Below are 23,073 nucleotides of genomic sequence, written 5' to 3' on the forward strand. Positions count from 1 at the left end.
ATCCGAACTGGTCGCCGGATCGGGGGTTCCCGCCCCCAGAAGCCCTACCAGTTCGGGGATCTGGCGCGACCGGTCCGAACTGGTCACCGGATCGGGGGTCCCCGCCCCCACAAGCCTTACCAGTTCGCACGGGGGAACTTCCCGGACGGCTTCGGCCGCCCGCTCTTCAAAGACTCTTTGTGGTCGTCCGGCCACGCCTTGAGCCGGCGGTAGAGTCCGCGCCATGGCTGCCGCTGACCGCTGGAGGATTCGTCCCGGATCGCCCCTCACGCTTGCGGAGGTCGACACCCGCGGCGCCGACGGCGCGCCGGGCGACAAGGACGAGACGATCGAGGCGACGTCGCTGTTGACGATCCGGCTGGCCGAGCTGCAGGAGCGGCTGTGGGCCGAGGGGCGACGGAGCCTGCTGCTGGTGCTCCAGGCGCTCGACGCCGGAGGCAAGGACGGCACCGTCAAGCACGTCTTTCGGGGGGTGAACCCGGCCGGCGTGCAGATCACGTCGTTCAAGGCGCCGTCGGAGGCCGAGCGGGCCCACGACTTCCTGTGGCGGGTGCACGCCCGCACCCCCGCCCGGGGCGAGATCGCGGTGTTCAACCGCTCCCACTACGAGGACGTGCTGGTCGCCCGGGTGACCGGCCTCGTGCCCGAGGAGGTCTGGCGTCCGCGCTACGACGCCATCTGGGCGTGGGAGAACCACCTGGCCACCGAGGGCACCGAGATCGTCAAGATCTTCCTGCACATCTCGCGCGACGAGCAGGCCGAGCGCTTCCGCGAGCGCCTCGACGACCCGACGAAGCACTGGAAGTTCCGCCTCGCCGACCTCGTCGTCCGCGACCGCTGGGACGACTACCAGCGGGCCTACACCGAGGCCATCGAGCGCACGACCACCGATCAGGCCCCCTGGTACGTCGTCCCCGCGGACCGGAAGTGGTACCGCAACTGGGCGGTGAGCACCATCCTCGTCGACCGCCTCGAGCGCCTCGACCCCCAGTACCCCGAGAGCCCCGACGACCTCACCGGCATCGAGATCACCTGACGGCAGCGCCGCGACCGTGGCCCCGGGCGAGCGCAGCCCGGCTCCGGGCGTCGACCATCCAGCGAACTGGTCGCCGATTTGGGGCCCGGCGCCCCCGATTGCCCTACCAGTTCGGCGCGGACTGGCGTTGCTCGTCGAACTGGTCAGCAATCCGGGGGCTGGAGGCCCCGATTCCCCTACCAGTTCGGGGTGGTCTGGCGGTTTCGTCGCCACCCAGCAGGCCCCAACCGCGGCCACTGTCACACCCCCTTGCTTGAATGCCTTTGCATGGACGATCGAGACCGTGCACTGATGACGCTGTCGGAACGGCAGCACGGACTGGTGGCTGACCGACAGGTCGCCGCCCTGGGCCTCTCCCGCGACGCGTGGCGCCACCGCCTGGGCGGGAGTGGGTGGGAGCGGTTGGCCGGTGGCGTGGTGAGGCGGCGGGGTGCGCCGCCGACGGACCTGCAGCAGGCCCTGGCCGCCGTGCTCGACGTCGGCCCCTCCACCTACCTCTCGCACCACTCGGCGGCGGCGCTGTGGGGTCTCGCCGGGTTTCGCCTGGCGCCGGTGCACGTGACGACGCTCCGCCCGCGCCAGACCCCGTCCTCGCTGGCCACGGTCCACCACCCGAGGCACCTGCCCGATCCCTTCGCGGCGATGCTCGACGAGGTCCCGGTGGTGCGACCGGCGTTGCTCCTGCTGCAGATGGCCCCCCGGGTCCACCCCGAGAAGCTCAAGCGGATGCTCGATTCGCTGTGGAGCCGCCGCCTGCTCTCGGCGCCGTCGGTCCGAGCGGAGCTCGCCCCCGTGATGCACCGGGGTCGGGCGGGCACCGTCGCCATGCGGGAGCTGCTCGACTCCCTCCCGGCCGACTACGTGCCCCCGGCGAGCAACCTGGAAGCCCGCTTCGCCCGGATCCTGGCTGACGCGGGACTGCCACCGATGCGCCGTCAGGTCGACCTGGGTGACGATGTGAGGTGGTGCGGCCGGGTCGACTTCCTCGCCGATGACCTGCCCCTTGTCGCTGAGGTCGACAGTGGCCGCTACCACTCGGCCCTGACCGACGTGGCCGCCGACGACATCCGTCGCAAGGCGCTGGAGTCGGCGGGATTCGTGGTCGTCCAGGTGCCCGAGGTCGACATCTGGCACCGGCGCCTCCGGGTCGTGGCGGCCGTCGCCGATGCTCGGCGCCAGATGCACGTGCACCACGCCGCATGACTGGCGCGCGGCGTGCGGTCGGCCGGCCCGCCGTCGGCTCGGCGAAGTGGTAAGTGATCTGGGGGCTCGGGCCCCCGATCCGGTGACCAGTTCGCTCGGGGTCCGCGGTTCGGGCGAACTGGTCGGGGATCCGGGGGTGGGGGCACCCGATCCCGCTACCAGTTCGGGGAGGTGGGCGGGCGGGGGGGCGGGGCGCGGGTACGGTGACGCCGTCGGAGAACTGGACAGATGTCCAGGCTGACGGAGGAGTGACCAATGCACGATCTGGTGATCAGGGGCGGCACCGTCGTCGACGGGACGGGGGCGCCGGCGCGCACGGCGGACGTGGCCATCGACGACGACCGCATCACCGTGGTGGGCCGGGTGCCCGAGCGAGGCCGCGCCGAGGTCGAGGCCGACGGGGCGCTCGTCACCCCGGGGTGGGTCGACATCCACACCCACTACGACGGCCAGGTCACCTGGGACGACGACCCGTGCCCCAGCGCCGAGCACGGCGTCACCACCGTCGTCATGGGCAACTGCGGGGTCGGCTTCGCGCCGTGTCCGCCCGATCGCCGCGACTGGCTCGTCGGGCTCATGGAGGGGGTCGAGGACATCCCCGGCTCCGCCCTCCACGAGGGCATCAGCTGGGAGTGGGAGACCTTCCCCGAGTACCTGGACGCCCTCGACCGGCGGCAGTGGACCATCGACGTCGGCACCCAGGTCGCGCACGGCGCGGTCCGCGCCTACGCCATGGGTGACCGTGGCGCCCACAACGAGGCCGCCACCCCGGCCGACATCGAGAGCATGAGCGCGGTGGTCACCGAGGCGATCCGCGCCGGCGCCCTCGGCTTCAGCACCAGCCGCACCATGGCCCACGTGGCGATCGACGGTGAGCCCGTGCCCGGCACCTTCGCCGCCGAGGACGAGCTCTTCGGCATCGGCGCCGCCCTGTCCCGTGCCGGCACAGGGGTGTTCGAGCTGGCCCCCATGGGCTCGGCCGGGGAGGACATCGTCGCCCCCCGCAAGGAGGTCGACTGGATGCGCCGGCTCGCCGCCGCCACCCGGCGACCGGTGACCTTCGCGCTGCTGCAGGTCGACGCCGCCCCCGACCTCTGGCGCGAGCTGTGCGACATCTCGGCCGAGGCCTGCGCCGAGGGGGCACCGCTGCACCCCCAAGTGGCCGGGCGGCCCACCGGCCTGCTGGCGGGGCTCCACACCACCTACGGCCTGCTCGACAGCATCCCGACCTACGCCCCGATCGCCGCCCTGCCGCCGGCGAAGAGGGTCGCGGCCCTGCGGGACCCGGGGGTCCGCGCGTCGATCCTCGGCTGGGAGCCCGACGAGGAGACCCGCGCCGCGCTCCACGCGTCCTACGAGCGGTTCTTCCTGCTCGGCGACCCGGTCGACTACGAGCCCGGACCCGACGCCACCCTGGCCGCGGTGGCCGCCCGCCAGGGCCGCGATCCGCTCGAGGTCGCCTACGACGCGTTCCTCGCGGATGGCGGTGACGGGCTGCTGTACCTGCCGATCCTGAACTACAGCGAGGGCACCAGCGAGCCGACCCGGGAGATGCTGATGCACCCCGCGGCGGTGCTCGGGCTGGGCGACGGCGGCGCCCACGTGGGGTTCATCTGCGACGGGTCGACCCCGACGTGGATGCTCACCCACTGGGCCCGCGACCGCAGCCGCGGCGACGGCCTGCCACTCGAGCTGGTGGTCCAGCGTCAGACCCGCGACACCGCTCGCCTCTACGGCCTCGGCGACCGCGGGGTGCTGGCGCCCGGGCTCGTGGCCGAAATCAACGTCATCGACCACGACAACCTGCGGCTGCACACGCCGGTCGCGGCCTACGACCTCCCCGCCGGTGGGCGGCGCATGCTCCAGGGCGTCGACGGCTACCTGGCCACGGTGAAGTCAGGCGTCGTCACCCGTGAGGGTGGTGCCCGCACGGGTGCCACCCCCGGGCGCCTGCTGCGCGGTGCCCGCCCGGCACCCGCGGCGTGAGCGTCGGGACCCGCGGGCCCGACGCACTGCGGCGCCGCCGCCCGGCATCGACATCCCATGTCCTTGACCCCGCACCGACGCCCGACATCCTCGCCCCGAACCCACGCCCCTCCCCGAGGTCCCACCACCCATGACATCCCCCCTCACCCACGCTCGTCCCCATCGGCGTCTCGCCGCGGTCTCCGTGGTCCTCCTCGCCCTCGTCGGCTCCGCGCTGGCCGGCTGCGGCGGCGACGACGACTCGTCGAGCGCGGACGACAGCGGCGTCACCACAACGTCGGCGGCCACCGATGAGGGGACCACCGACGACACGGCCCCGGGCGACGGCGACGGCGATGCCGATGCCGCAGGGACCGAGACGCTCGAGATCCTCGTCACCAACGACGACGGCTACGACGCCGACGGCATCGACGCCGTGGCCGAGGCCCTCGCCGCCCTCGAGGGGGCGGAGGTCGTGGTGGTGGCTCCGCTGGAGCAGCAGAGCGGCCGCGGCGGCACGTTCACCGACGGACCGGTCGCCTCCGCCGAGGCCGAGACGGCGAGCGGCCGGCCGGTCACGACGGTCGACGGCTTCCCCGCCGACGCGGTGCGGGTGGCCCTCGAGGAGATGGGCCTCGAGCCAGACCTTGTGGTCTCGGGCATCAACGAGGGCCAGAACGTCGGTCCGCTGGTCGACGTCTCGGGCACCGTGGGCGCGGCGCGAGCGGGCGCCGCCGGTGGCGTTCCCTCCCTGGCCGTGAGCAGCGGCCTGCCCATCCCCTCGGACTACGACGCGGCCATCCCGTTCGTCGTCGACTGGGTGGAGGAGAGCCTCGACGCGCTGCTCGCCGAGGAGGCTCCGGTCGAGGTGGCCAGCATCAACGTCCCGACCTGCACCGCGGGCGAGATCCGGGGCCTGGCCGAGGTCGACCCGGGCACCAGCGGCAACCCGCTCGACCCCCAGGACTGCACCTCGACGCTCGAGGACCCGGTCGATGACGTCGAGGCCTTCGTGAACGGCTTCGCCACCCTGTCGGTCGTGCCCGACGAGCCCGACACGCCGCCCGAAGCGGTCGATCCCGACGCCGTGGAGGAGTAGCAGCGCCGGGGGTCAGCCTGGCGGTCGGCCTGGTGGCAGGAGGACAGATCCTGAAGCTGCGTCGCGCCGGGAGCGGCGCCGCGACGCAATGTCGCGGGTTCAAGGCGCGAGAGAAGAGGAGTGGGGATCGGGGAAGTGGGAGAGGATGTCGGCCGCGAAGCGCTCGAGGCCCTCGACCTTGGCCTCCAGGTCGTCGGTGAAGCCGTGGTAGTAGGCCCACGGCATGGTCAGGATGTCGGTGACGCCGACCTCCGCGGCGCGCCCGAAGCCGTCGACGTCGAAGGCGTCCTTCAGCGACGCCATCAAGGTGAAGGGCTCGTCGGCCCGGTCGGCGGCGGCCCGCAGCTCGTCGATGCGCCGGCGGTACTCGGCCGCCTCCTCGAGCGAGATGTAGTCGGAGATCCACCCGTCGTGGCGCGCCGCCCGCCGGATCGCCGCGTCTGACAGCCCTCCCACGAAGACCGGCACCGGTCCGGGCGGCGGCGGGTTCATCTCGAACCGGGGAACGTCGTAGAACTCGCCGTGGTGCTCGACGATCTCTCCGCTCCACGCCTTCTGCATGAGCTCGAGGGCCTCGTCGGCCCGCCTGCCCCGCCGGCGGAACGGCTGCTCCATGAGGTCGAACTCCTCCTCGCACCAGCCCATGCCGATGCCGAGCGACACCCGCCCGCCGGTCAGCACCGACGCGGTGGCCACCGCCTTGGCGGTGACGAACGGGTTGCGCATGGGCAGCACGTAGACGTTGGTCGTGAACCGCAGCCTCTCGGTGGCCGAACCCATGGCCCCGATGGCGACCCACGGGTCGAGCCAGTCGGTCTTGAGGTCCCACCGCCGCTTGCCGTCCGGTGTGTAGGGGTACGGCGTGGAGAGGGTCTCCACGTTGAGCACGTGGTCGGAGCACGCGACGCCCCAGTAGCCGAGGGCGTCAGCGGCGCGGGCGATGGGGACGTAGTGCTCAGGGGGGCCGTAGGCCATCCCGATGGTGAAGCGCACGGTGGGGACTCCCTTTCAGGCGTGGGTGCCGCCGTCGATGCGGATGATCTCGCCGCTGATGTGGGCCCCGTCGTCGCTGGCGAGCAGGGCCACCACCGCGGCCACCGAGGCGGGGTCCCCGGGCCCGATGGGCGACATGATCCGGGCGATCAGGTCGAAGTCCGCGTCGGCCGGGAAGTCCAGGCCCTTGGTCATCGACGTGCGCACGCTGCCGGGGGCGATGGCGTTCACCCGCACGCCCCGCTTGGCGTACTCGACGGCCAGGGTGTGGGTGAGGGCGGCCACGCCGCCCTTCGACGCCGCGTAGGCCGCCATCCAGGGGTGGCCGAAGGACGCCGAGGTCGACGCCGAGTTGATGATCGCCCCGCCGCCGGTGAGCAGGTGGGGGAGCGCAGCCCGGCACACGAGGAACGTGCTGGTGAGGTTGACCCGGATCACCTGGTCCCACATCTGGAGGGAGTGCTCGGTGGTGTGGGCGGCGCGCAGGATGCCGGCGATGTTGGCGACGACGTGGAGACCTCCGCCGCCCTCGACCGCGACGGCGACGGCACCGGCCACCGCATCCTCGTCGGAGACGTCGGCCACGTGCGGCGTGATGCCCCCGGTGGCCTCGGCGGGGAGGGCGGCGACGGTGCGGCCCAGGCCCTCGCCGTCGAGGTCGACGGCGAGCACCGTCGCCCCCTCGGCCGCCAGGCGCAGCGCGGTGGCGGCACCGATGCCCGACGCCCCACCGGTGACCAGCGCGGAGCGGCCCGTCAGACGGGGCCCGGGCAGGGGGGTGGTGAGGGGCACGAGCTCAGCCATGGCCCGACACTAGAACACGTTCTAGTGACGGTGCGGTGCTGCCGGGTCCCGACGTCGTGCCGCCGGTTCCGGGCCGGCCTGCTCAGGGGCGCTAGCCTTTCCCGTGGTCGTCGCCGCCTCGTCGGTGCGACCCCGCAGGGCTGTCAAGGGTGAGCCAGCTGGTTCCGGCCCGGTGTCACCACCAACCGATGCGTCGGTCGCGCCACGGGCGCGACGTCATCGCCGAGACCCAGAAGGATCCACCCATGCCCCTCGCCCCTGACGACTTCAAGGTCGCGGACCTCTCCCTCTCCGGCTTCGGCCGCAAGGAGATCCAGCTGGCCGAACACGAGATGCCCGGGCTCATGGCCACCCGCGCCGAGTTCGCCGACACCCAGCCCCTCCGGGGCGCCCGCATCATGGGCTCGTTGCACATGACCGTCCAGACCGCGGTGCTCATCGAGACCCTCGTGGTGCTCGGCGCGGATGTGCGCTGGGTGTCCTGCAACATCTTCTCCACCCAGGACCACGCCGCGGCGGCCACCGTGGTCGGCCCCGAGGGCACCAGCGACGCCCCTCGCGGCGTGCCCGTCTACGCCTGGAAGGGGGAGACGCTCGAGGAGTACTGGTGGTGCACCGACCAGGCCCTGCGCTGGCCCGACGGTGGCGGCCCGAACATGATCCTCGACGACGGCGGCGACGCCACCATGCTCGTGCACAAGGGCAAGCAGTACGAGGGCGAGGGTCGCGTGCCCGAGGCCACCGAGGAGGACTCCGAGGAGTGGGCCGTCGTGCTCGGCCTCCTCACCGAGAGCCTGGCCAAGGAGCCCCAGCGTTGGACCGGCGTGGCCGAGGGCATCCTCGGCGTCACCGAGGAGACCACCACCGGCGTGCACCGCCTCTACCAGATGTTCGAGGCCGGTCAGCTGCTGTTCCCGGCCATCAACGTCAACGACTCGGTCACCAAGTCGAAGTTCGACAACCTCTACGGATGTCGCCACAGCCTCATCGACGGGCTCAACCGGGCCACCGACGTCATGATCGGCGGCAAGGTCGCGTTCGTCGCCGGCTACGGCGACGTGGGCAAGGGCTGCGCCCAGTCGCTCAAGGGCCAGGGCGCCCGGGTGATCGTCTCTGAGGTCGACCCCATCTGTGCCCTGCAGGCCGCCATGGAGGGCTTCGAGGTCACGACCCTCGAGGACGTCCTCGACCGGGCTGACATCTTCATCACCACCACGGGCAACAAGGGCATCATCACCGCCGAGCACATGGGCCGGATGAAGCACCAGGCGATCGTGGCCAACATCGGCCACTTCGACAACGAGATCGACATGGCCGGCCTGGCCCGCATGAGCGACGTCCGCAACATCGAGGTCAAGCCGCAGGTGAACGAGTTCCAGTTCCCCGACGGCCACTCGGTGATCGTCCTGGCCGAGGGCCGGCTCATGAACCTGGGCTGTGCCACCGGCCACCCGAGCTTCGTTATGTCGAACTCCTTCACCAACCAGACGATCGCCCAGATCGAGCTGTTCTCCAAGAACGCCGACTACCCCGTCGGCGTCTACGTGCTGCCCAAGCTGCTCGACGAGAAGGTGGCCCGCCTCCACCTGGGCGCCCTCGGCGTGAAGCTCACCGAGCTCAGCACCGACCAGGCCGACTACCTCGGCGTGCAGGTGGACGGGCCCTACAAGTCCGACCACTATCGCTATTGACCGTCGGCCCGGCGCTACGTTTCGGGCCATGACCGGCCTGGTGAACCGTCAGATCGTGCTGCGCCGGCGACCCACCGGTCTGGTGCGAGACGGCGACACCGAGCTCATCGAGCGGCCGGCCCCCGAGCCGGGAGAGGGCGAGGCCCTGATCCGCACCACCTACATCGGCATCGACGCCGCGGCGCGGACGTGGCTCGACGACCAGCGGGGCTACCTCCCGCCGGTGCAGCTGGGGGAGGTGGTGCGGGCCGCCGGCATCGGCGAGGTCGTCGCCTCCCGCTGCGCCGCCTACGAGGTGGGTGACGTGGTCACGACGCTCTCGGGCTTCCAGGAGTACGTGATCGGCAGGGACGACCTGTTCACCACGCCGGTGCCCCGGGACGTCGACCAGCAGGCGATGCTCGCCGTCTACGGCTCGACCGGGGCGACCGCGTACTTCGGCATGACCGACATCGGGAGGCCACAGCCCGGCGAGACCGTCGTCGTCTCCGCCGCCGCCGGGGCCACCGGCTCGCTGGCCGGCCAGATCGCCAAGATCGCCGGGGCGCGGGTGGTGGGCATCGCCGGCGGACCCGAGAAGTGTCGTGCCGCCGTCGAGGAGTTCGGCTTCGATGCCTGCATCGATCACCGCGTCGACGTGACCGCCGGGCTGCGCGAGCACTGCGGTGCTCGGGTCGACGTCTACTTCGACAACGTCGGCGGGCCGATCCTCGACGCCGTGCTCGGCCGCCTGGCCCAGGGCGGCCGCGTCGCCCTCTGCGGCGTGATCTCCAGCTACCTCACCGGTGAGCACCCCGGCCCCGCCAACTACACCAACCTGCTGGCTCGCTGCGGGCTGATGCAGGGGTTCAACACCCTGAGCCAGTGGCATCGCTTCGACGAGGCCTTCACCGCCCTGCAGGCGTGGCAGTCCGATGGTCGCCTGGTGTACCGGGCCCAGGTCTTCGACGGTCTGCCCCACGCCGTCGACGCCCTGAACGGCCTGTTCACCGGGGCCAACGTGGGCAAGACGATGGTCAGGGTCGGGTAGGTAGGGCGGCGGTCACTAGGCTGGCGACGGTGAGCAGCGACTTCGCCTTCGACGGCGCGAGCTCGGCGCTGTTCATCATCTTCCTGGTGATCACGCTGGCCGTCGTCGCCGCCAACATCTTCACCGCCATCGACGCCGGCAAGCGCCCCGACGTGGCCTTCCAGCAGGCCGGCACGGTCAAGGGCCTCTGGATCGGGTTGCCCATCGGCAGCGCCGTGCTCGGCCTCGTCTGCTGCGCCTGCCTGGGACCGGCGTCCATCGTCGGCGGGATCGTGCCGGTGGTGTGGTTCGCAGCGTTCCGTCGCAAGGTGATCGAGGCCGAGGAGCGGGGCGGGCCGGGCTTCGGCGGTCCGCCTCCTCCGGGCTACGGCGGTCCCCCTCCCGGTGGCTACGGCGGTCCCCCTCCCGGTGGCTACGGCGGCCCTCCTCCTCCGGGCTACGGCGGCCCCCCTCCCGCAGGAGGCGGGTTCCCGCCGCCACCCGGAAGCGGCCTGGGTCCTCCTCCCGGTTACGGACCGTTCGGCCCGCGATAGCGCGGCGTGTGAAGTCCGATCCGCCTCAATAGGGTCGGGCCCATGCACCATCGACACCTCGGACGCAGCGGCCTCAAGGTCTCCGCCGTCAGCTACGGCAACTGGATCACCCACGGCTCACAGGTCGAGAACGACGCCGCGGTTGCGTGCGTCCACGCCGCGCTCGACCTCGGCGTCACCACGTTCGACACCGCGGATGCCTACGCCGGCACCCGGGCCGAGTCCGTGCTCGGCGAGGCCCTCGAGGGCCAGCGGCGCGAGGGGCTGGAGATCTTCACCAAGGTCTACATGCCGACGGGCCCGGGCCCGAACGACAGAGGCCTGTCGCGCAAGCACATCATGGAGTCGATCGAGGGCTCCCTGCGCCGCCTGCGCACTGACCACATCGAGCTCTACCAGGCGCACCGCTACGACTTCGCGACGCCGCTGGAGGAGACGATGGCCGCGTTCGCCGACGTGGTGCGCTCGGGCAAGGCCGGCTACATCGGCGTCTCGGAGTGGACGGCCGATCAGATCCGGCGCGGCGCGGCCCTGGCGCGCGAGCTGCGGATCCCGTTCGTGTCGAACCAGCCCCAGTACTCCATGCTGTGGCGGGTCATCGAGCGCGACGTCGTCCCCGCCTGCCGCGACGAGGGCCTGTCCCAGATCGTGTGGTCGCCGATGGCCCAGGGTGTGCTCACCGGCAAGTACCCGCCCGGTCAGCCGCCGCCTGAGGGCAGCCGGGCCACCGACGAGAACAGCGGCAAGGACTTCATCGCGCACTGGCTCGCCGATGACGAGCTGCTCGAGAGGATCCAGAAGCTCAAGCCCTTGGCCACCGACGCGGGGATCACCATGGCCGAGATGGCTGTGGCCTGGGTGCTGCGCAACGACAACGTGGCCTCGGCCATCGTCGGCGCGTCGCGGCCCGAACAGCTGACCGCCACCGTCGCCGCCGCCGACCTGACCCTCGACGACGACCTGGTGGCCCGCGTCGACGAGGTGCTGGGCGACAAGGTCGTCTCCGACGCCAAGCTCACCACCTCCCCTCGCAAGCGGCCATAGCCGTTCGCTGTCGCACCCCCTCACCATGATGAGGCGATGCTGCTCGCCACCCGTTGCGCCGCCTGTGATCGACCCGGTGCGTCGCCCTGCCCGAGCTGCCACGGCGCGCTCGGTCCGCCCGCACCCGAGCCCGATCCGCCCGGGGTGAACGGCCTGATCGCGCTGTTGCGCTACGACGGTCCGGCCCGGGCCCTGGTGGCCCGGATCAAGTACCGCAACCAGCGCCAGGTGGTGGCCTGGCTGGCCGACGGCCTGGCGGCCCAGGTGCGGGACGCGGCGATCGAGCTGGTCACCTGGGCCCCGACCACCGGCGAGCACCGTCGGCGGCGGGGCTTCGATCATGGGGAGGTGCTGGCCCGGGCGGTCGCGCGCCGCCTGGGGGTGCCGACCCGGGCCCTGCTGCGGCGGGTCGAGGGCCCCGCCCAGACCGGACGACCGGCGTCCGAGCGGCGATCCGCCGGTCCGGTCTTCACCCCCCGGCGGCGTCTGGCTCCCGGCACCCGGGTGCTGGTGGTCGACGACGTCGTGACCACGGGGACCACGTTGCGGGCGGCGGTGGCCGCGTTGCGCCGCGCCGGAGCCGTCGTGGTGCCCGCAGCGGCCGCCCGCACACCGTCGCGGCGGGCCCCGGCCGCCCCGGGAACCCCTCCCGGCCAACCCGTCTACCATCGGCTTCCCCGAGCTTGAGGAGTTCCGCCGATGGAGGTCACCGTCAGCGCCCGGCACACCGAGGTCCCCGAGAGGCTCCGCCTCCTGGCCGAGGAGAAGGTGGGGCGACTCGACCGCTTCGTCGACGGCATGGAGCACGCCGAGGTGCACTTCACCACCCACCGCAACCCGAGGATCGCCGAGCCCGAGCTGTGCGAGGTCACCCTCGAGGGCCACGGTCACCACGTGCGGGCCAAGGTCTCCGCGGCCGACGGCTACGTCGCCGTCGACAAGGCGGTGACCAAGCTCGAGCACCAGCTGAAGAAGCTCAAGACCAAGCTCCAGCGCCAGCGGCGCGGATCGGGTCGCAGCCAGGCCGCGCCGGTCGACGGGCAGCTGGTGCCCGATGACCTCACCGACCTGGCGGCACCTGAGACCGAGGCGCTGCCGCCCGACCGGGCCGGTGTCGACCGGGCCCCGCGCATCGTCAAGGTGAAGCGCTTCGCACCGGTTGCCATGACGGCGGACGAGGCGGCGCAGCGGATGGATCTGCTCGGGCACGGCTTCTTCTTCTTCACGAACCTCGACACGGCGCGCGCCGCGGTCGTCTACCGGCGTGAGGACGGCGACATCGGGCTCATCGACGAGGATGGCTGACCTCGCGGTTGCCGGTCGCGGCGAGCGGCCGACGGGGGCCGGGGTGACCACCGCGCTCCGGGCCCGGTGACGAGCGACCGAGAGGTCGAGCCGATCCGGGTGCTGGTCTGTGACGACCACGCCGTGTTCCGCCGCGGGCTGGCCATGGTGCTCGAACCCGAGCCCGACATCGTCGTCGTGGGCGAGGCCGGCGACGGGCACGAGGCGATCGAGCAGGCCTGCGAGTCGGCCCCCGACGTGGTGCTGCTCGACGTGCGCATGCCGGGCATGAACGGCATCGCGGCGGCGCGGCGCCTGGCCGTCGAGGTGCCGTCGGCTCGGGTGGTGATGCTCACCGTGAGCGACACCGAGGAGCATCTCTACGACGCCCTCAAGGCAGGAGCCGTCGGTTACCTGCTCAAGGAGCTCTCCATCGAGGAGGTCGCCGACGCCGTGCGGGCCGTCGCCGCCGGCCAGAGCCTGGTGACCCCGTCGATGGCCTCGAAGCTGCTGACCGAGTTCACCGTCCTGGCCAACCGCGTCGATGGTGGGCGGCTCCCGGGGTCGCTGCCGCGGCTGACCGCCCGGGAGGGCCAGGTCCTGGGCGGGATCACCCGCAGCCTGAGCAACCGCGAGATCGCCGCCGAGCTCATGATCTCGGAGAACACGGTCAAGAACCACGTCGGCAACATCCTCGAGAAGCTGCAGCTGCACTCTCGCCACGAGGTCGCGCTGTACGCCGTGCGCCAGCAGATCGCCGACCTCGACGGCTGAACCCGGCCCGCCGGAGGTCGAGGCGGTGTTCGCTCGGTACAGTGTTCGCACCATGGGTGTCTTCGACAAGCTCCTCCGCGCCGGCGAGGGGCGCAAGGTCCGCGCCCTCGCCGGACTCGTCCCCGACATCAACGCGCTCGAGCCGGAGGTGCAGGCCCTCTCTGACGAGGCCCTGGCGCACCAGACCGTCGAGTTCCGCCAGCGCCTCGAGAACGGCGAGGACCTCGACGACCTGCTGGTCGAGGCGTTCGCGGTGGTCCGCGAGGCGAGCACCCGCGTTCTGGGTCAGCGCCACTACGACGTCCAGCTGATGGGCGGCGCCGCCCTGCACTTCGGGTGGGTGGGGGAGATGAAGACCGGTGAGGGCAAGACGCTGGTGTCGACCCTTCCGGTGTACCTGAACGCCTTGGGGGCCAAGGGCGTCCACATCATCACCGTGAACGACTACCTCGCCACCCGCGACTCGGAGTGGATGGGCCAGCTGCACCGCTTCCTCGGGCTCACCGTCGGGTTGATCATCCCCGGCAACAACAGCCCGGCCCACAAGCGAGAGCAGTACGGCCGCGACATCACCTACGGCACCAACAACGAGTTCGGCTTCGATTACCTCCGCGACAACATGGCCATGTCGACCGAGGCCAAGACCCAGCGGGGCCACGTCTACGCCATCGTCGACGAGGTCGACTCGATCCTGATCGACGAGGCGCGCACCCCGCTGATCATCTCGGGCCGCCTGGCCGATGCGGCCAAGCTCTACTACCGCTTCGCCTCCATCGTGCGGGGCCTGAAGCGCGACGAGGACTACGAGGTCGACGAGGAGAAGCGCATCGTCGTCCCCCTCGAGGAGGGCGTCACCAAGGTCGAGACGGCCCTGGCGGTCGAGAACCTCTACGACGAGGTGTCCCAGAACCTGGTCCACCAGCTCCAGGCCGCGCTGAAGGCCAAGGAGCTCTTCAAGCGCGACAAGGATTACCTGATCCAGAACGGCGAGGTGAAGATCGTCGACGAGTTCACCGGGCGGGTGCTCGAGGGTCGCCGCTGGTCCGAGGGCCTCCACCAGGCCGTCGAGGCCAAGGAGGGGGTGAAGATCAAGGAGGAGAACCAGACCCTCGCCACGATCACCCTCCAGAACTACTTCCGCCTCTACGAGAAGCTGGCCGGCATGACCGGCACCGCGCTGACCGAGGCCGCCGAGCTGGGCGCGACCTACGAGCTGCAGGTCGTGCCCATCCCCACCCACCGGGATCTCCAGCGCCTCGACGAGGCGGACCTGATCTACAAGACCGAGGACGGCAAGTACGACGCCGTGGTCGACGACCTCCAGGAGCGCTACGACACCGGCCAACCGGTGCTGGTCGGCACCATCTCGGTCGAGAAGTCCGAGAAGCTCTCCCGCCTTCTCGACAAGCGGGGCGTGCCCCACGAGGTGCTGAACGCCAAGCAGCACTTCCGCGAGGCGGAGATCGTGACCCAGGCCGGGCGCCTCCACTCGATCACCGTGGCCACCAACATGGCCGGGCGCGGCGTCGACATCCTGCTCGGCGGCAACCCCGAGGGCCTGGCCGAGAAGGACACCGTGGCCGAGGGGCTCGACCCGACCGACGGCGAGGACGGCAGCGCGCGCTACGACGAGCTGGCCGTCCGGTACAAGTCGGAGTGCAAGGCCGAGGGCGACAAGGTGCGCGAGCTCGGCGGGCTCTACGTGTGTGGCACCGAGCGTCACGACTCGCGGCGGATCGACAACCAGCTCCGGGGACGTTCGGGGCGTCAGGGCGACCCGGGGGAGAGCCGCTTCTACCTGTCGCTCGAGGACGACCTGATGCGCCTCTTCGCCACGGGGGCGATGAACTGGGTGATGGGCAAGGCCCTGCCCGACGACGTGCCCATCGAGGCCAAGATGGTCACCAAGGCCATCGAGCGGGCGCAGAACACCGTCGAGCAGCGCAACGCGGAGATCCGCAAGAACGTGCTGAAGTACGACGAGGTCATGAACCAGCAGCGCAAGGTGATCTACCGGCGCCGCGACCAGATCCTCGACGCCGCCGATCTGCGCGAGGAGACGTTGCAGAACCTGGCCGAGGCGGTCGACGAGCTCATCGCCACCCACTGCCAGGGTGACTTCGGCGAGGAGTGGGACGTTCCGACCCTGTTGGTCGATGTGGCCACCTACTGGCCCACCGAGCTCACCGAGGATGCGCTCCGCGCCGCGATGGGCGGCGACGAGGTCTACGACCTGCTGATGGGCGAGGCCACCGCCTACTACGAGCGGCGCGAGGAGGAGCTGGGCGCGGACAACCTGCGCGAGATCGAGCGCCAGGTGGCCCTTCGGCTCATCGACCAGCACTGGCGTGAGCACCTCCACGAGATGGACTACCTCCAGGAAGGCATCAACCTGCGGGCCATGGGCCAGAAGGATCCTCTCGTCGAGTGGCAGCGTGAGGGCTTCGCCATGTTCGGCACCCTGATGCGCACCATCGCCCGGGATCACGTGAAGTACGTGATGCACGTGCAGGTGGTGGTCGAGGACGAGAAGGCCGAGGCCCCGCCGCCCGAGCAGCTCACCACGTCGGGCCCTGAGGACCCCTCCGCCGGCGGCGACACCACCATCAAGGCCGCGGCGCGGGCCCAGGTCGCCGATGAGGGCCTCGAGGCGCCACCCGAGGTCTCCGAGGCCGCCAGCCGGGCCCCGGTGGTGCGCTCGGACTGGGACAAGACGCCCCGCAACGCGCCCTGCCCCTGCGGCTCGGGCAAGAAGTTCAAGCTCTGCCACGGCAGCAGCAGCTGACCGCGCATGGCCCGACCCACGAACGCGCAGATCGCAGAGGCGCTGCTCGACCGCCACGGCACCAGCTACGCCGAAGAGGCGGGCATCCGCCTCGGCGACGACCCCAAGCCCTCGCCCCTGTACCGGCTGCTGTGCCTGTCGACCCTGCTGAGCGCCCGCATCCGAGCAGACGCCGCGGTGGAGGCGACCCGCGCCCTGTCGGCCGCCGGCTGGCGCACCGCCCGGTCCATGGCCGCCACGACCTGGGAGGAACGGGTGAAGGTGCTCAACCGCCACGGCTACGCCCGCTACGACGAGAGCACGGCGCGCATGCTGGGCGACACGGCGAACCTGCTCCTCGACAGGTGGGGCGGCGACCTACGCCGCCTGCGCGAGGAGGCGGGTCGTGACGCCTCCGCCGAGCGGGAGCTGCTGAAGGACACCAAGGGCATCGGCGACGTGGGGGCCTCGATCTTCCTGCGCGAGGTCCAGGCGGCGTGGCCCGAGGCCCGCCCGGCGATCGACGGCAAGGCGCTCGACGGGGCCGAGGCACTGGGCCTTACCACGGACCCTCGGCGCCTGGCCGAGCTGGTGCCCGCCGGCCGGCTCCCGGAGCTGGCCGCGGCGCTGGTGCGCGTCGCGCTCGCCGACGACGCCGAGGAGATCCTCGCCGCCGGCGGGTAGGAGCGCCGAGCTCCCGGCGCGCCGCCCTCCGTGCGCCGGGCTGCCGCACACCCTTCTCAGCGCCCGCCGGTGATCTCTGACGGCAGAGCGTCGAACCAGGCGAGGGCCGCCTCCTCGTAGGCGACGCCGAAGGCGATGGTGGCTTCGGCGTAGGGATCGGTGCCCTCGAGTGCGGCGGACAGGTCGCGATAGGCGACCAGGCGGCGCTGGTGGCGTTGGCGGTCCGCGACGATGATCTCCGCCCGCCGGCCGGGCTCGAGGTGACGCCCGAAGGTGACCGTGAGCAGCATCGGCACCCGTATGGTCTCAGCACCGGGACCGGCCTCGAGCCAGGCCGCGAAGGCCTTGCGCCCGGCGTCGGTGAGCGAGTGGGGTCGGCGGTCGCGAGGCCCGGGCTCGCCCGCGACGACGAGCCCGGCGTCGGCCATCGCCGCCAGCTCCCGGTAGACCTGGCTGCGGGTGAGGGTCCAGAACGCCCCGATGCGCAGCTCGGCCGCCGCCACCAGGTCCCACCCCGTCTGCGGCCCATCGTGCAGGAACCCGAGCAGCGAGGCGGCGGTCGGGTTGAGGGGGCGGGTCGTGACCATGGGGGGGCCTCCAGGTTCGTCGGGGGGTGGTGACGGGCGACCGTTGACAGCCCATTGTGGCAGGCCGTACCGTCCACAGTGGACGTTCTACAGTGGAATGTCCGATGATCCGCCCGAACGATCTGGAGGCCCCCGTGACCGAGTCCTTCCTCTCCGGCACGACCACCTCGCTCGCCGGCATCCTCCTACTGTCGATGATCGGCATCGGGTACGGCGGTACCTTCCTGCTCAAGGTCAGCCGCGGGGGCGAGCCCGCCACCGACTTCCAGAAGAGCTTCTTCCGCGCCGGTCACGGTCATGCCGGGGTGCTCGTCATGCTCTCGCTGGTCGTGCAGCTCTACGTCGACGGCGCCGGCCTGAACGGCGTGGCCGCCTTCGGCGCCCGGACCCTGATGCCGGCCTCGGCGGTCCTGCTCCCGGCCGGGTTCTTCTTCTCGGCCATGGGTTCGGGCCGCGTCACGGCCAACCGGTGGATCGCTCTGGTGTGGGCCGGGGTCGTCTCCCTCGGCCTGGGCCTGTTGGCGCTGGGCCTCGGCCTGGTCACCGCCTGATCCCCGCCGGGTCAGGCTTGGCGGCCGGCGACCAGGTGGATGACGTCGTCGGCGCGCTCCAGCACGGCGGGTCGGTGGGTGACGACGAGGACCGCGGTGCCGTCGTCGTCGGCGGCGGCGAGCACGCGGCGCCAGAGCTCGGCCTCGGTGGCGGTGTCGAGGGCGCTGGAGAGGTCGTCGACCACCAGCAGGGCCGGGCGGCGGGCCAGGGCCCGGGCGGCGGCGACGCGCTGGATCTGGCCGCCGGAGAGCCGGACGCCCCGCGAACCCACCACCGTGGCGGTGCCGCTCGCCATGGTGGCCAGGTCCTGCTCGAGGCAGGCAAGGTGCAGGGCGCCGGCCAGGCGCTCACGGGGCAGCCCGAGGAGCACCGCGTCGGCCAGCGGCTCGCTGAAGAGGCGGGGCACCTGGGGCACGTAGGCCACTCGCGGCGGCACCATCACTCGCGAGGCGTCGTCGACGACGTCGCCGTCCCACTCGAGGCTGCCCTCGGCGGGGACGAGGCCGAGCAGGGCGCGCAGCAGGCTCGACTTGCCCGACCCGACCGGGCCGGTGACGGCGAGCACCTCGCCGGGGCCGACGCGCAGGTCGATGCCGTCGAGCGCGATCTGGGAGCCGTGGCGCACGGTCAGGCCGCGCGCCGTGAGCCCGGTGAGGGGGCCGTGGGCGTGCGACGGGTGGCGCGAGGTGGCGTCGGCCGGGCGCCGCAACGGGACGTCCGGGTCCTCGGCACCGGGGGCCGGGCCGACCGCGTCGTCGGCGGGCCGGTGACGGGGCGCGCGCAGCGCCAGCTCCTGGTGCCCGGCCACCGCACCGAGGGTGCGGCGGTCGGGGGGGAGCAGTCGTGCCAGGCGGTCGGCGGAGACGTCGGCCTGGCGGTGGTACGCGCCGAGGCGACCGACGAAGCGGGGGAGCCCGGCGAGCACGGTGGCGTACGCCGCGACCAGCCCCAGGTCGCCGACCGAGATGTCGCCCCGCGAGGCGGCCGGCGCGGCGACCACGAGGGCGATGGCCAGGGCCACATCGGCGGTCGTGCCCGAGAGCGTGTAGAGCAGCTGGGTGCCGACCTCGTCGCGCGCCGCGTGGGTGGCCCGGTCGTGGCCCAGGGCGGCGAAGCGGCCGACGACGGCGGGCTCGGCCCCGGCCGCCTTCACCGATCCGATGGCGCCGAAGGTGTCCCCCACGAACCCGGTGACCACGGCGGTCGCCTCGCGGGCGTCGCGGCGCCAGCCCCGCAGCAGCGGTCCCAGGGCGTGGGCCAGGGCCATGACCACCGCCGCCGGGAGGGCGACGGTGAGCGCCAGGCGCCAGTCGACGGTGAGCAACACGATGACCGCGGCGATCGACGCCAGGGCGGTGCCGAGCACGTCGAGCCAGACATCGAGCACGAGGGCCATGTCCTGGGCGTCGTCGCGGAAGCGGCTGACGGCCTCCCCCGGTGCGCCGGGCAGGCGACCGGCGACGGGCCCTGGGTCCGACACCAGAGAGTCGAGCAGGGCCATCCGGGGCGCGGTGTGCCAGCCCACCCAGGCCCCGTGCCACTGCACGACCAGGGCCAGGAACATGGTCCAGCGGGCCACCTCGAAGCCGGCCAGCAGGCCGATGGCGGTCCACGGGCCGTCGCCGTCGGCGCCGTCGGAGATGGCGTTCAGCACCAGGCTGAGGGCGTAGCCGGTGGCGACGGGAAGCCCGTGGAACACCGCCCACCCGGCGGCGGACAGAGCCCACGCCCCCGGGTCGCGCCGCAGGATCCGCCCGGCCAGGCGGAAGCCGTCACCCGTCGAGCGGCGCTGCACCCGTGCCTCTCGGCGTGCCGTCGCGGCGGTCATCGGACCCCTCCCGGACCGCTGCCGATCGGGGCGCGACGACCGGCGGCCACGAGGCGGGCGTAGTGGCTGGAGTCGTCAGCGGCCAGCACGGCCCGAGCGTCGTGCTCGACGATGCGGCCGTCGTCGACGACGCACACCTCGTCGAGGTCTCGGGTGGTGGCCAGCCGGTGGGCGATGACCACCAAGGTGCGGCCCTCCCGGAGGCGACGGGTGGCGGCCTGCACCCGCCCCTCGGTGGCCGGGTCGAGGCGGCTGGTCGCCTCGTCGAGGACCACCAGGCCCGGGTCGGCGAGCAGCACGCGGGCGAAGGCCAGCAGCTGGGCCTCGCCCCCCGAGAGGCGCGTCGTGCCGTCGAGGGCCGTGCTCAGGCCCTCGGGGAGCTCGGCGAGCCACCCGTCGAGGCCGACATCCGCGAGGGCGGCGGCGAGCCGGGCATCGTCGGCCTCGACCGCGCCGAACAGGGTGAGGTTGTCGCGGAGCGTCGCCCGCAGGACCTCGACCTCCTGGGTGACGATCGCGACGCGCCGGCGCAGCGACGCCGCATCGGCCTCGCGGAGGTCGACGCCCCCGACGCGCACCGACCCGTCGGACGGGTCCCAGAACCGCGCCAGTAGGCGGCCCAGGCTGGTCTTGCCGCTGCCGGTGCGCCCGACGACGCCCAGGCTGGTGCCCGGCGCCAGGTGCAGATCCACGTCGCGCAGGGCGAGGCGGGGGTCGTGGTCCTCGGCGCCGGCGTGGTCCGGGTCCGTCCCGGGGGTGCCGGCGTAGCGCAGCGTGACCCGGTGCAGGTCGATGGCGAGGGGACCGGCGGGCAGCTCCTGGTCGCCGCCCACGATGCCCACCGGCGTCCCGAGCAGGCGCGCCGCGCGGCGCACGCCGGCGACGGCCTTCTGGAACTCGCTGAGCTGCTCGCCGATGCGCTCGAGCGGGGCCTGCACCATCTGCACGAACCGGAAGAGCACGAGGACGGTGCCCAGCGTGACCTGCCCGTTGCCGGCGAGCACGGCGGCCACGCCCAGGGTCACCGCGGTTCCGACGGCGAAGGTGATGCCGGTGCTGGCGTAGCCGCCCTCGCCTCGGAGCGAGGCCTGGCGAGCGGCGCGCCACCACCGGGCCGAGCTGCGGTGCAGGCGGTCGACGGCCCAGGGGCCGGCTCCGTTGGCCCGGATGTCCTCCAGCCCGCCGAGGCGCTCCTCGAGGTCGCCGTAGAGGCGGCCCAGCACCTCGCGCTCGGCGTCGTGGTAGGGCACGGCGAGGCTGCGCACCCGCACCAGCACGGCGAGGGCGACGCCGACGGTGATGAGCAGCACGAGGCCGGCCCGCCACTCGATGATCAGCGCGACCCCGCCGACGGCGACGAGCACGGCCACGTTGCCCACCACCTGCAGCACCGCCGCGGACGCGAACTTGGTGACGGCCTCGATGTCGCCGTCGACCCGCTCGATGACCTCGCCGGCGCTGTGCTCGCCGTGCCAGGTCAGGTCGAGGGCCAGGGCGTGGCGGCACAGGTCGACCCGCAGGCGGTTGCCGATGCGCCACGCCAGGCGCACGGCCAGGGCGGTCACCGCCAGCTGCAGGACGTTGGCCACGAGCAGCAGGGCGCCGAAGGTGGCGGCGATCGTCGTCAGGGCCCCGGCCGACGCCCCGTCCGCGGCCTCGTCGACGAAGCGCCCGAGCAGCAGCTGGGCGCCGACGGGGAGCCCGACGGCGACGAGGAGCACGACGCCGAGCAGGACCAGGGCGCGACGCTCGGGACGCAGCTCCCCGAGGAGGAGCCGGGCCCCGTCCCGGGGCGCGGAGGAACGAGCCGCAGCCATGCCGCCGGGACGGTACCGATGTCGAGGTGTCCGAGACCCACCAGTTCCGACCCTCCGAGCATCGAACTGGTACGCGTCCTGGGTGCCCTAGCGCCCGTTCTCCCCGCCACTTCGGCGGTTCGGTCGAACTGGTACGGCTTCTGGGTGTCCTGGCACCCGTTCTCCGCGCCACTTCGGGGGTGGGCCCCCGGGGCCGACACGGACGGCAGGTAACGTCGTCGGGCCATGCGCGACTTCTCCGACGACCTCGCCCGCCTCCGCACCTCGCTGGCCGAGGCGCGCCAGTACCTGCGCATCGACGACCTTCGCGACCGGCGGGCCGAGCTCGAGACCGAGGCCACCCGACCTGACCTCTGGGACGATCCCGAGGCGGCGCGCTCGGTCACCGGCGAGCTCTCCTCGCTGGTCGAGGACATCTCGCTCTACGAGGCGCTCGAGGAGCGGATCTCCGACGCCGAGACCCTCGCCGAGATGGCCCGGGAGGAAGGCGACGAGTCCCTCGAGCCCGAGGTGGCCGAGGGCATCGCCTCGGTGTCGGCCGAGTTCTCCGCGCTCGAGCTGCGGAGTCTCTTCACCGGGGAGCACGACGCCTTCGACGGCCTCGTCGAGGTCCAGTCGGGCGAGGGCGGCGCGGACGCGCAGGACTGGGCCAACATGTTGCTGCGGATGTACCTGCGGTGGGCCGAGCGCAAGGGCCTGGACACCGAGGTCGATGCCGTGTCGGAGGGCTCTGAGGCAGGCATCTCCTCGGCGTCGTTCCTGGTCAAGGGGCGCAACGCCTACGGGCTGTTGCGCTCCGAGCACGGTGTGCACCGCCTGGTGCGCATGAGCCCGTTCAACGCGCAGGGCAAGCGCCAGACCGCGTTCGCGGCCATCAAGGTCACCCCGCTGCTCGAGGACCTCGCCGACGTCGTCATCGACGACAAGGACCTCCGCATCGACGTGTACCGCTCGTCGGGCGCCGGCGGCCAGCACGTGAACGTGACCGATTCCGCGGTGCGCATCACGCACCTGCCCACCGGCATCGTCGTGTCGTGCCAGAACGAGCGCAGCCAGCACCAGAACAAGGACCGGGCCATGAAGTACCTGGCCGCCAAGCTGGCCGACCTCGAGCGCCAGAAGCGCGAGGAGGAGCTCTCGGCCATCCGGGGCGAGCAGAGCTCGGTCGGCTTCGGCAGCCAGATCCGCTCCTACGTCCTTCAGCCGTACCAGATGGTCAAGGACCTGCGCACCGAGCACGAGACCGGCACGGTCGACGCCGTGCTCGGCGGCGACCTCGACCCGTTCATGGAGGCGTACCTGCGCTGGCGCCGGGCCGAGGAGCTGGCCTGAGCTGCGCTGCCCGGCGTCGCCACCGCCGTGTGAGGGGCGTCACAGCCACCGAC

At 72.4% G+C, this 23,073-nt stretch carries 20 protein-coding genes; 15 read left to right on the top strand and 5 right to left on the bottom strand.

All coding sequences use genetic code 11. From position 1 onward, the window contains the following. Positions 1–223: 223 nt before the first annotated feature. The 4 genes from VNL12_RS18690 to VNL12_RS18705 all read left to right on the top strand — a co-directional run bounded on the left by VNL12_RS18690 (position 224) and on the right by VNL12_RS18705 (position 5,303). Positions 224–1,036 carry a PPK2 family polyphosphate kinase gene (locus VNL12_RS18690; RefSeq protein ID WP_325596546.1) on the top strand — a complete coding sequence of 271 codons (813 nt, stop codon included), beginning with the start codon at positions 224–226 and terminating at the stop codon, positions 1,034–1,036. A gap of 321 nt (positions 1,037–1,357) precedes the next feature. Further along, a complete protein-coding gene (locus VNL12_RS18695; protein WP_325596548.1) occupies positions 1,358–2,239 on the top strand; it encodes a hypothetical protein in 882 nt (293 codons plus the stop codon). Between the two features lie 255 nt (positions 2,240–2,494). Beyond that, positions 2,495–4,225: an N-acyl-D-amino-acid deacylase family protein gene (locus VNL12_RS18700; RefSeq protein WP_325596550.1), complete on the top strand. Its 1,731-nt coding sequence runs from the start codon at positions 2,495–2,497 to the stop codon at positions 4,223–4,225. Between the two features lie 130 nt (positions 4,226–4,355). Beyond that, on the top strand, positions 4,356–5,303 hold the full coding sequence (locus tag VNL12_RS18705) for a 5'/3'-nucleotidase SurE (RefSeq protein WP_325596552.1): 948 nt from the start codon (positions 4,356–4,358) through the stop codon (positions 5,301–5,303). Positions 5,304–5,402: 99 nt separating this feature from the next. Here the strand turns inward: VNL12_RS18705 and VNL12_RS18710 are convergent, their stop codons facing one another. Both VNL12_RS18710 and VNL12_RS18715 read right to left on the bottom strand, forming a co-directional pair. Next, positions 5,403–6,296 (bottom strand): TIGR03619 family F420-dependent LLM class oxidoreductase, encoded by an 894-nt coding sequence (locus VNL12_RS18710; protein ID WP_325596554.1) that lies wholly within the window; start codon positions 6,294–6,296, stop codon positions 5,403–5,405. Positions 6,297–6,311: 15 nt separating this feature from the next. Next, entirely contained in the window at positions 6,312–7,100 is a 789-nt protein-coding gene (locus VNL12_RS18715) for an SDR family NAD(P)-dependent oxidoreductase (RefSeq protein WP_325596556.1), read from the bottom strand. Between the two features lie 245 nt (positions 7,101–7,345). Here VNL12_RS18715 and ahcY point away from each other — a divergent pair, with 245 nt between their 5' ends. The 9 genes from ahcY (at position 7,346) to VNL12_RS18760 (ending at position 16,904) form a co-directional block, all read left to right on the top strand. Then, positions 7,346–8,791, top strand: coding sequence for an adenosylhomocysteinase (ahcY, locus tag VNL12_RS18720; RefSeq protein ID WP_325596558.1), 1,446 nt, complete (start codon positions 7,346–7,348; stop codon positions 8,789–8,791). A gap of 28 nt (positions 8,792–8,819) precedes the next feature. Beyond that, the gene (locus VNL12_RS18725) at positions 8,820–9,821 is read left to right on the top strand and encodes an NADP-dependent oxidoreductase (RefSeq protein ID WP_325596560.1); all 1,002 of its coding nucleotides are present in this window, start codon (positions 8,820–8,822) and stop codon (positions 9,819–9,821) included. Between the two features lie 29 nt (positions 9,822–9,850). Continuing rightward, positions 9,851–10,354: a DUF2516 family protein gene (locus VNL12_RS18730; RefSeq protein WP_325596562.1), complete on the top strand. Its 504-nt coding sequence runs from the start codon at positions 9,851–9,853 to the stop codon at positions 10,352–10,354. A 42-nt stretch (positions 10,355–10,396) separates the two neighbouring features. Further along, complete coding sequence (locus VNL12_RS18735) at positions 10,397–11,398, top strand: aldo/keto reductase family protein (protein WP_325596564.1); 1,002 nt, start codon at positions 10,397–10,399, stop codon at positions 11,396–11,398. A 36-nt stretch (positions 11,399–11,434) separates the two neighbouring features. Continuing rightward, positions 11,435–12,085, top strand: coding sequence for a ComF family protein (locus tag VNL12_RS18740; RefSeq protein WP_325596566.1), 651 nt, complete (start codon positions 11,435–11,437; stop codon positions 12,083–12,085). 12 nt (positions 12,086–12,097) lie between these two features. Then, entirely contained in the window at positions 12,098–12,703 is a 606-nt protein-coding gene (gene hpf / locus VNL12_RS18745) for a ribosome hibernation-promoting factor, HPF/YfiA family (protein ID WP_325596568.1), read from the top strand. Positions 12,704–12,769: 66 nt separating this feature from the next. Next, positions 12,770–13,456 carry a response regulator transcription factor gene (locus VNL12_RS18750; protein ID WP_325596570.1) on the top strand — a complete coding sequence of 229 codons (687 nt, stop codon included), beginning with the start codon at positions 12,770–12,772 and terminating at the stop codon, positions 13,454–13,456. 52 nt (positions 13,457–13,508) lie between these two features. Continuing rightward, on the top strand, positions 13,509–16,241 hold the full coding sequence (gene secA / locus VNL12_RS18755) for a preprotein translocase subunit SecA (RefSeq protein WP_325596572.1): 2,733 nt from the start codon (positions 13,509–13,511) through the stop codon (positions 16,239–16,241). A 6-nt stretch (positions 16,242–16,247) separates the two neighbouring features. Beyond that, positions 16,248–16,904 (top strand): hypothetical protein, encoded by a 657-nt coding sequence (locus VNL12_RS18760; RefSeq protein ID WP_325596574.1) that lies wholly within the window; start codon positions 16,248–16,250, stop codon positions 16,902–16,904. 56 nt (positions 16,905–16,960) lie between these two features. Here VNL12_RS18760 and VNL12_RS18765 read toward each other — a convergent pair whose 3' ends face one another. Continuing rightward, a complete protein-coding gene (locus VNL12_RS18765; protein ID WP_325596575.1) occupies positions 16,961–17,491 on the bottom strand; it encodes a PadR family transcriptional regulator in 531 nt (176 codons plus the stop codon). A gap of 104 nt (positions 17,492–17,595) precedes the next feature. Between VNL12_RS18765 and VNL12_RS18770 the strand changes: the two genes are divergently transcribed. Continuing rightward, positions 17,596–18,042, top strand: a complete 447-nt coding sequence (locus VNL12_RS18770; RefSeq protein ID WP_325596576.1) for a hypothetical protein — start codon at positions 17,596–17,598, stop codon at positions 18,040–18,042. An 11-nt stretch (positions 18,043–18,053) separates the two neighbouring features. Here VNL12_RS18770 and VNL12_RS18775 read toward each other — a convergent pair whose 3' ends face one another. Beyond that, positions 18,054–19,871, bottom strand: a complete 1,818-nt coding sequence (locus VNL12_RS18775; RefSeq protein WP_325596578.1) for an ABC transporter ATP-binding protein — start codon at positions 19,869–19,871, stop codon at positions 18,054–18,056. Next, positions 19,868–21,688 carry an ABC transporter ATP-binding protein gene (locus VNL12_RS18780; protein WP_325596580.1) on the bottom strand — a complete coding sequence of 607 codons (1,821 nt, stop codon included), beginning with the start codon at positions 21,686–21,688 and terminating at the stop codon, positions 19,868–19,870. The genes VNL12_RS18775 and VNL12_RS18780 overlap by 4 nt, the downstream gene beginning before the upstream one ends. A 225-nt stretch (positions 21,689–21,913) precedes the next feature. Between VNL12_RS18780 and prfB the strand changes: the two genes are divergently transcribed. After that, positions 21,914–23,020 (top strand): peptide chain release factor 2, encoded by a 1,107-nt coding sequence (gene prfB / locus VNL12_RS18785; RefSeq protein ID WP_325596582.1) that lies wholly within the window; start codon positions 21,914–21,916, stop codon positions 23,018–23,020. Positions 23,021–23,073: the final 53 nt, after the last annotated feature.

Source organism: Iamia sp. (assembly GCF_035575815.1).
Taxonomy (GTDB): Bacteria; Actinomycetota; Acidimicrobiia; order Acidimicrobiales; family Iamiaceae; genus Iamia.

Bases quoted from the DNA above. Each gene is read 5' to 3' on its own strand.
- VNL12_RS18690 (WP_325596546.1), top strand. From the start codon at position 224: ATGGCTGCCGCTGACCGCTGGAGGATTCGTCCCGGATCGCCCCTCACG.
- VNL12_RS18700 (WP_325596550.1), top strand. From the start codon at position 2,495: ATGCACGATCTGGTGATCAGGGGCGGCACCGTCGTCGACGGGACGGGG.
- VNL12_RS18705 (WP_325596552.1), top strand. From the start codon at position 4,356: ATGACATCCCCCCTCACCCACGCTCGTCCCCATCGGCGTCTCGCCGCG.
- VNL12_RS18715 (WP_325596556.1), bottom strand. From the start codon at position 7,100: ATGGCTGAGCTCGTGCCCCTCACCACCCCCCTGCCCGGGCCCCGTCTG.
- ahcY (WP_325596558.1), top strand. From the start codon at position 7,346: ATGCCCCTCGCCCCTGACGACTTCAAGGTCGCGGACCTCTCCCTCTCC.
- VNL12_RS18725 (WP_325596560.1), top strand. From the start codon at position 8,820: ATGACCGGCCTGGTGAACCGTCAGATCGTGCTGCGCCGGCGACCCACC.
- VNL12_RS18735 (WP_325596564.1), top strand. From the start codon at position 10,397: ATGCACCATCGACACCTCGGACGCAGCGGCCTCAAGGTCTCCGCCGTC.
- VNL12_RS18740 (WP_325596566.1), top strand. From the start codon at position 11,435: ATGCTGCTCGCCACCCGTTGCGCCGCCTGTGATCGACCCGGTGCGTCG.
- hpf (WP_325596568.1), top strand. From the start codon at position 12,098: ATGGAGGTCACCGTCAGCGCCCGGCACACCGAGGTCCCCGAGAGGCTC.
- secA (WP_325596572.1), top strand. From the start codon at position 13,509: ATGGGTGTCTTCGACAAGCTCCTCCGCGCCGGCGAGGGGCGCAAGGTC.
- VNL12_RS18760 (WP_325596574.1), top strand. From the start codon at position 16,248: ATGGCCCGACCCACGAACGCGCAGATCGCAGAGGCGCTGCTCGACCGC.
- VNL12_RS18765 (WP_325596575.1), bottom strand. From the start codon at position 17,491: ATGGTCACGACCCGCCCCCTCAACCCGACCGCCGCCTCGCTGCTCGGG.
- VNL12_RS18770 (WP_325596576.1), top strand. From the start codon at position 17,596: ATGATCCGCCCGAACGATCTGGAGGCCCCCGTGACCGAGTCCTTCCTC.
- VNL12_RS18775 (WP_325596578.1), bottom strand. From the start codon at position 19,871: ATGACCGCCGCGACGGCACGCCGAGAGGCACGGGTGCAGCGCCGCTCG.
- VNL12_RS18780 (WP_325596580.1), bottom strand. From the start codon at position 21,688: ATGGCTGCGGCTCGTTCCTCCGCGCCCCGGGACGGGGCCCGGCTCCTC.
- prfB (WP_325596582.1), top strand. From the start codon at position 21,914: ATGCGCGACTTCTCCGACGACCTCGCCCGCCTCCGCACCTCGCTGGCC.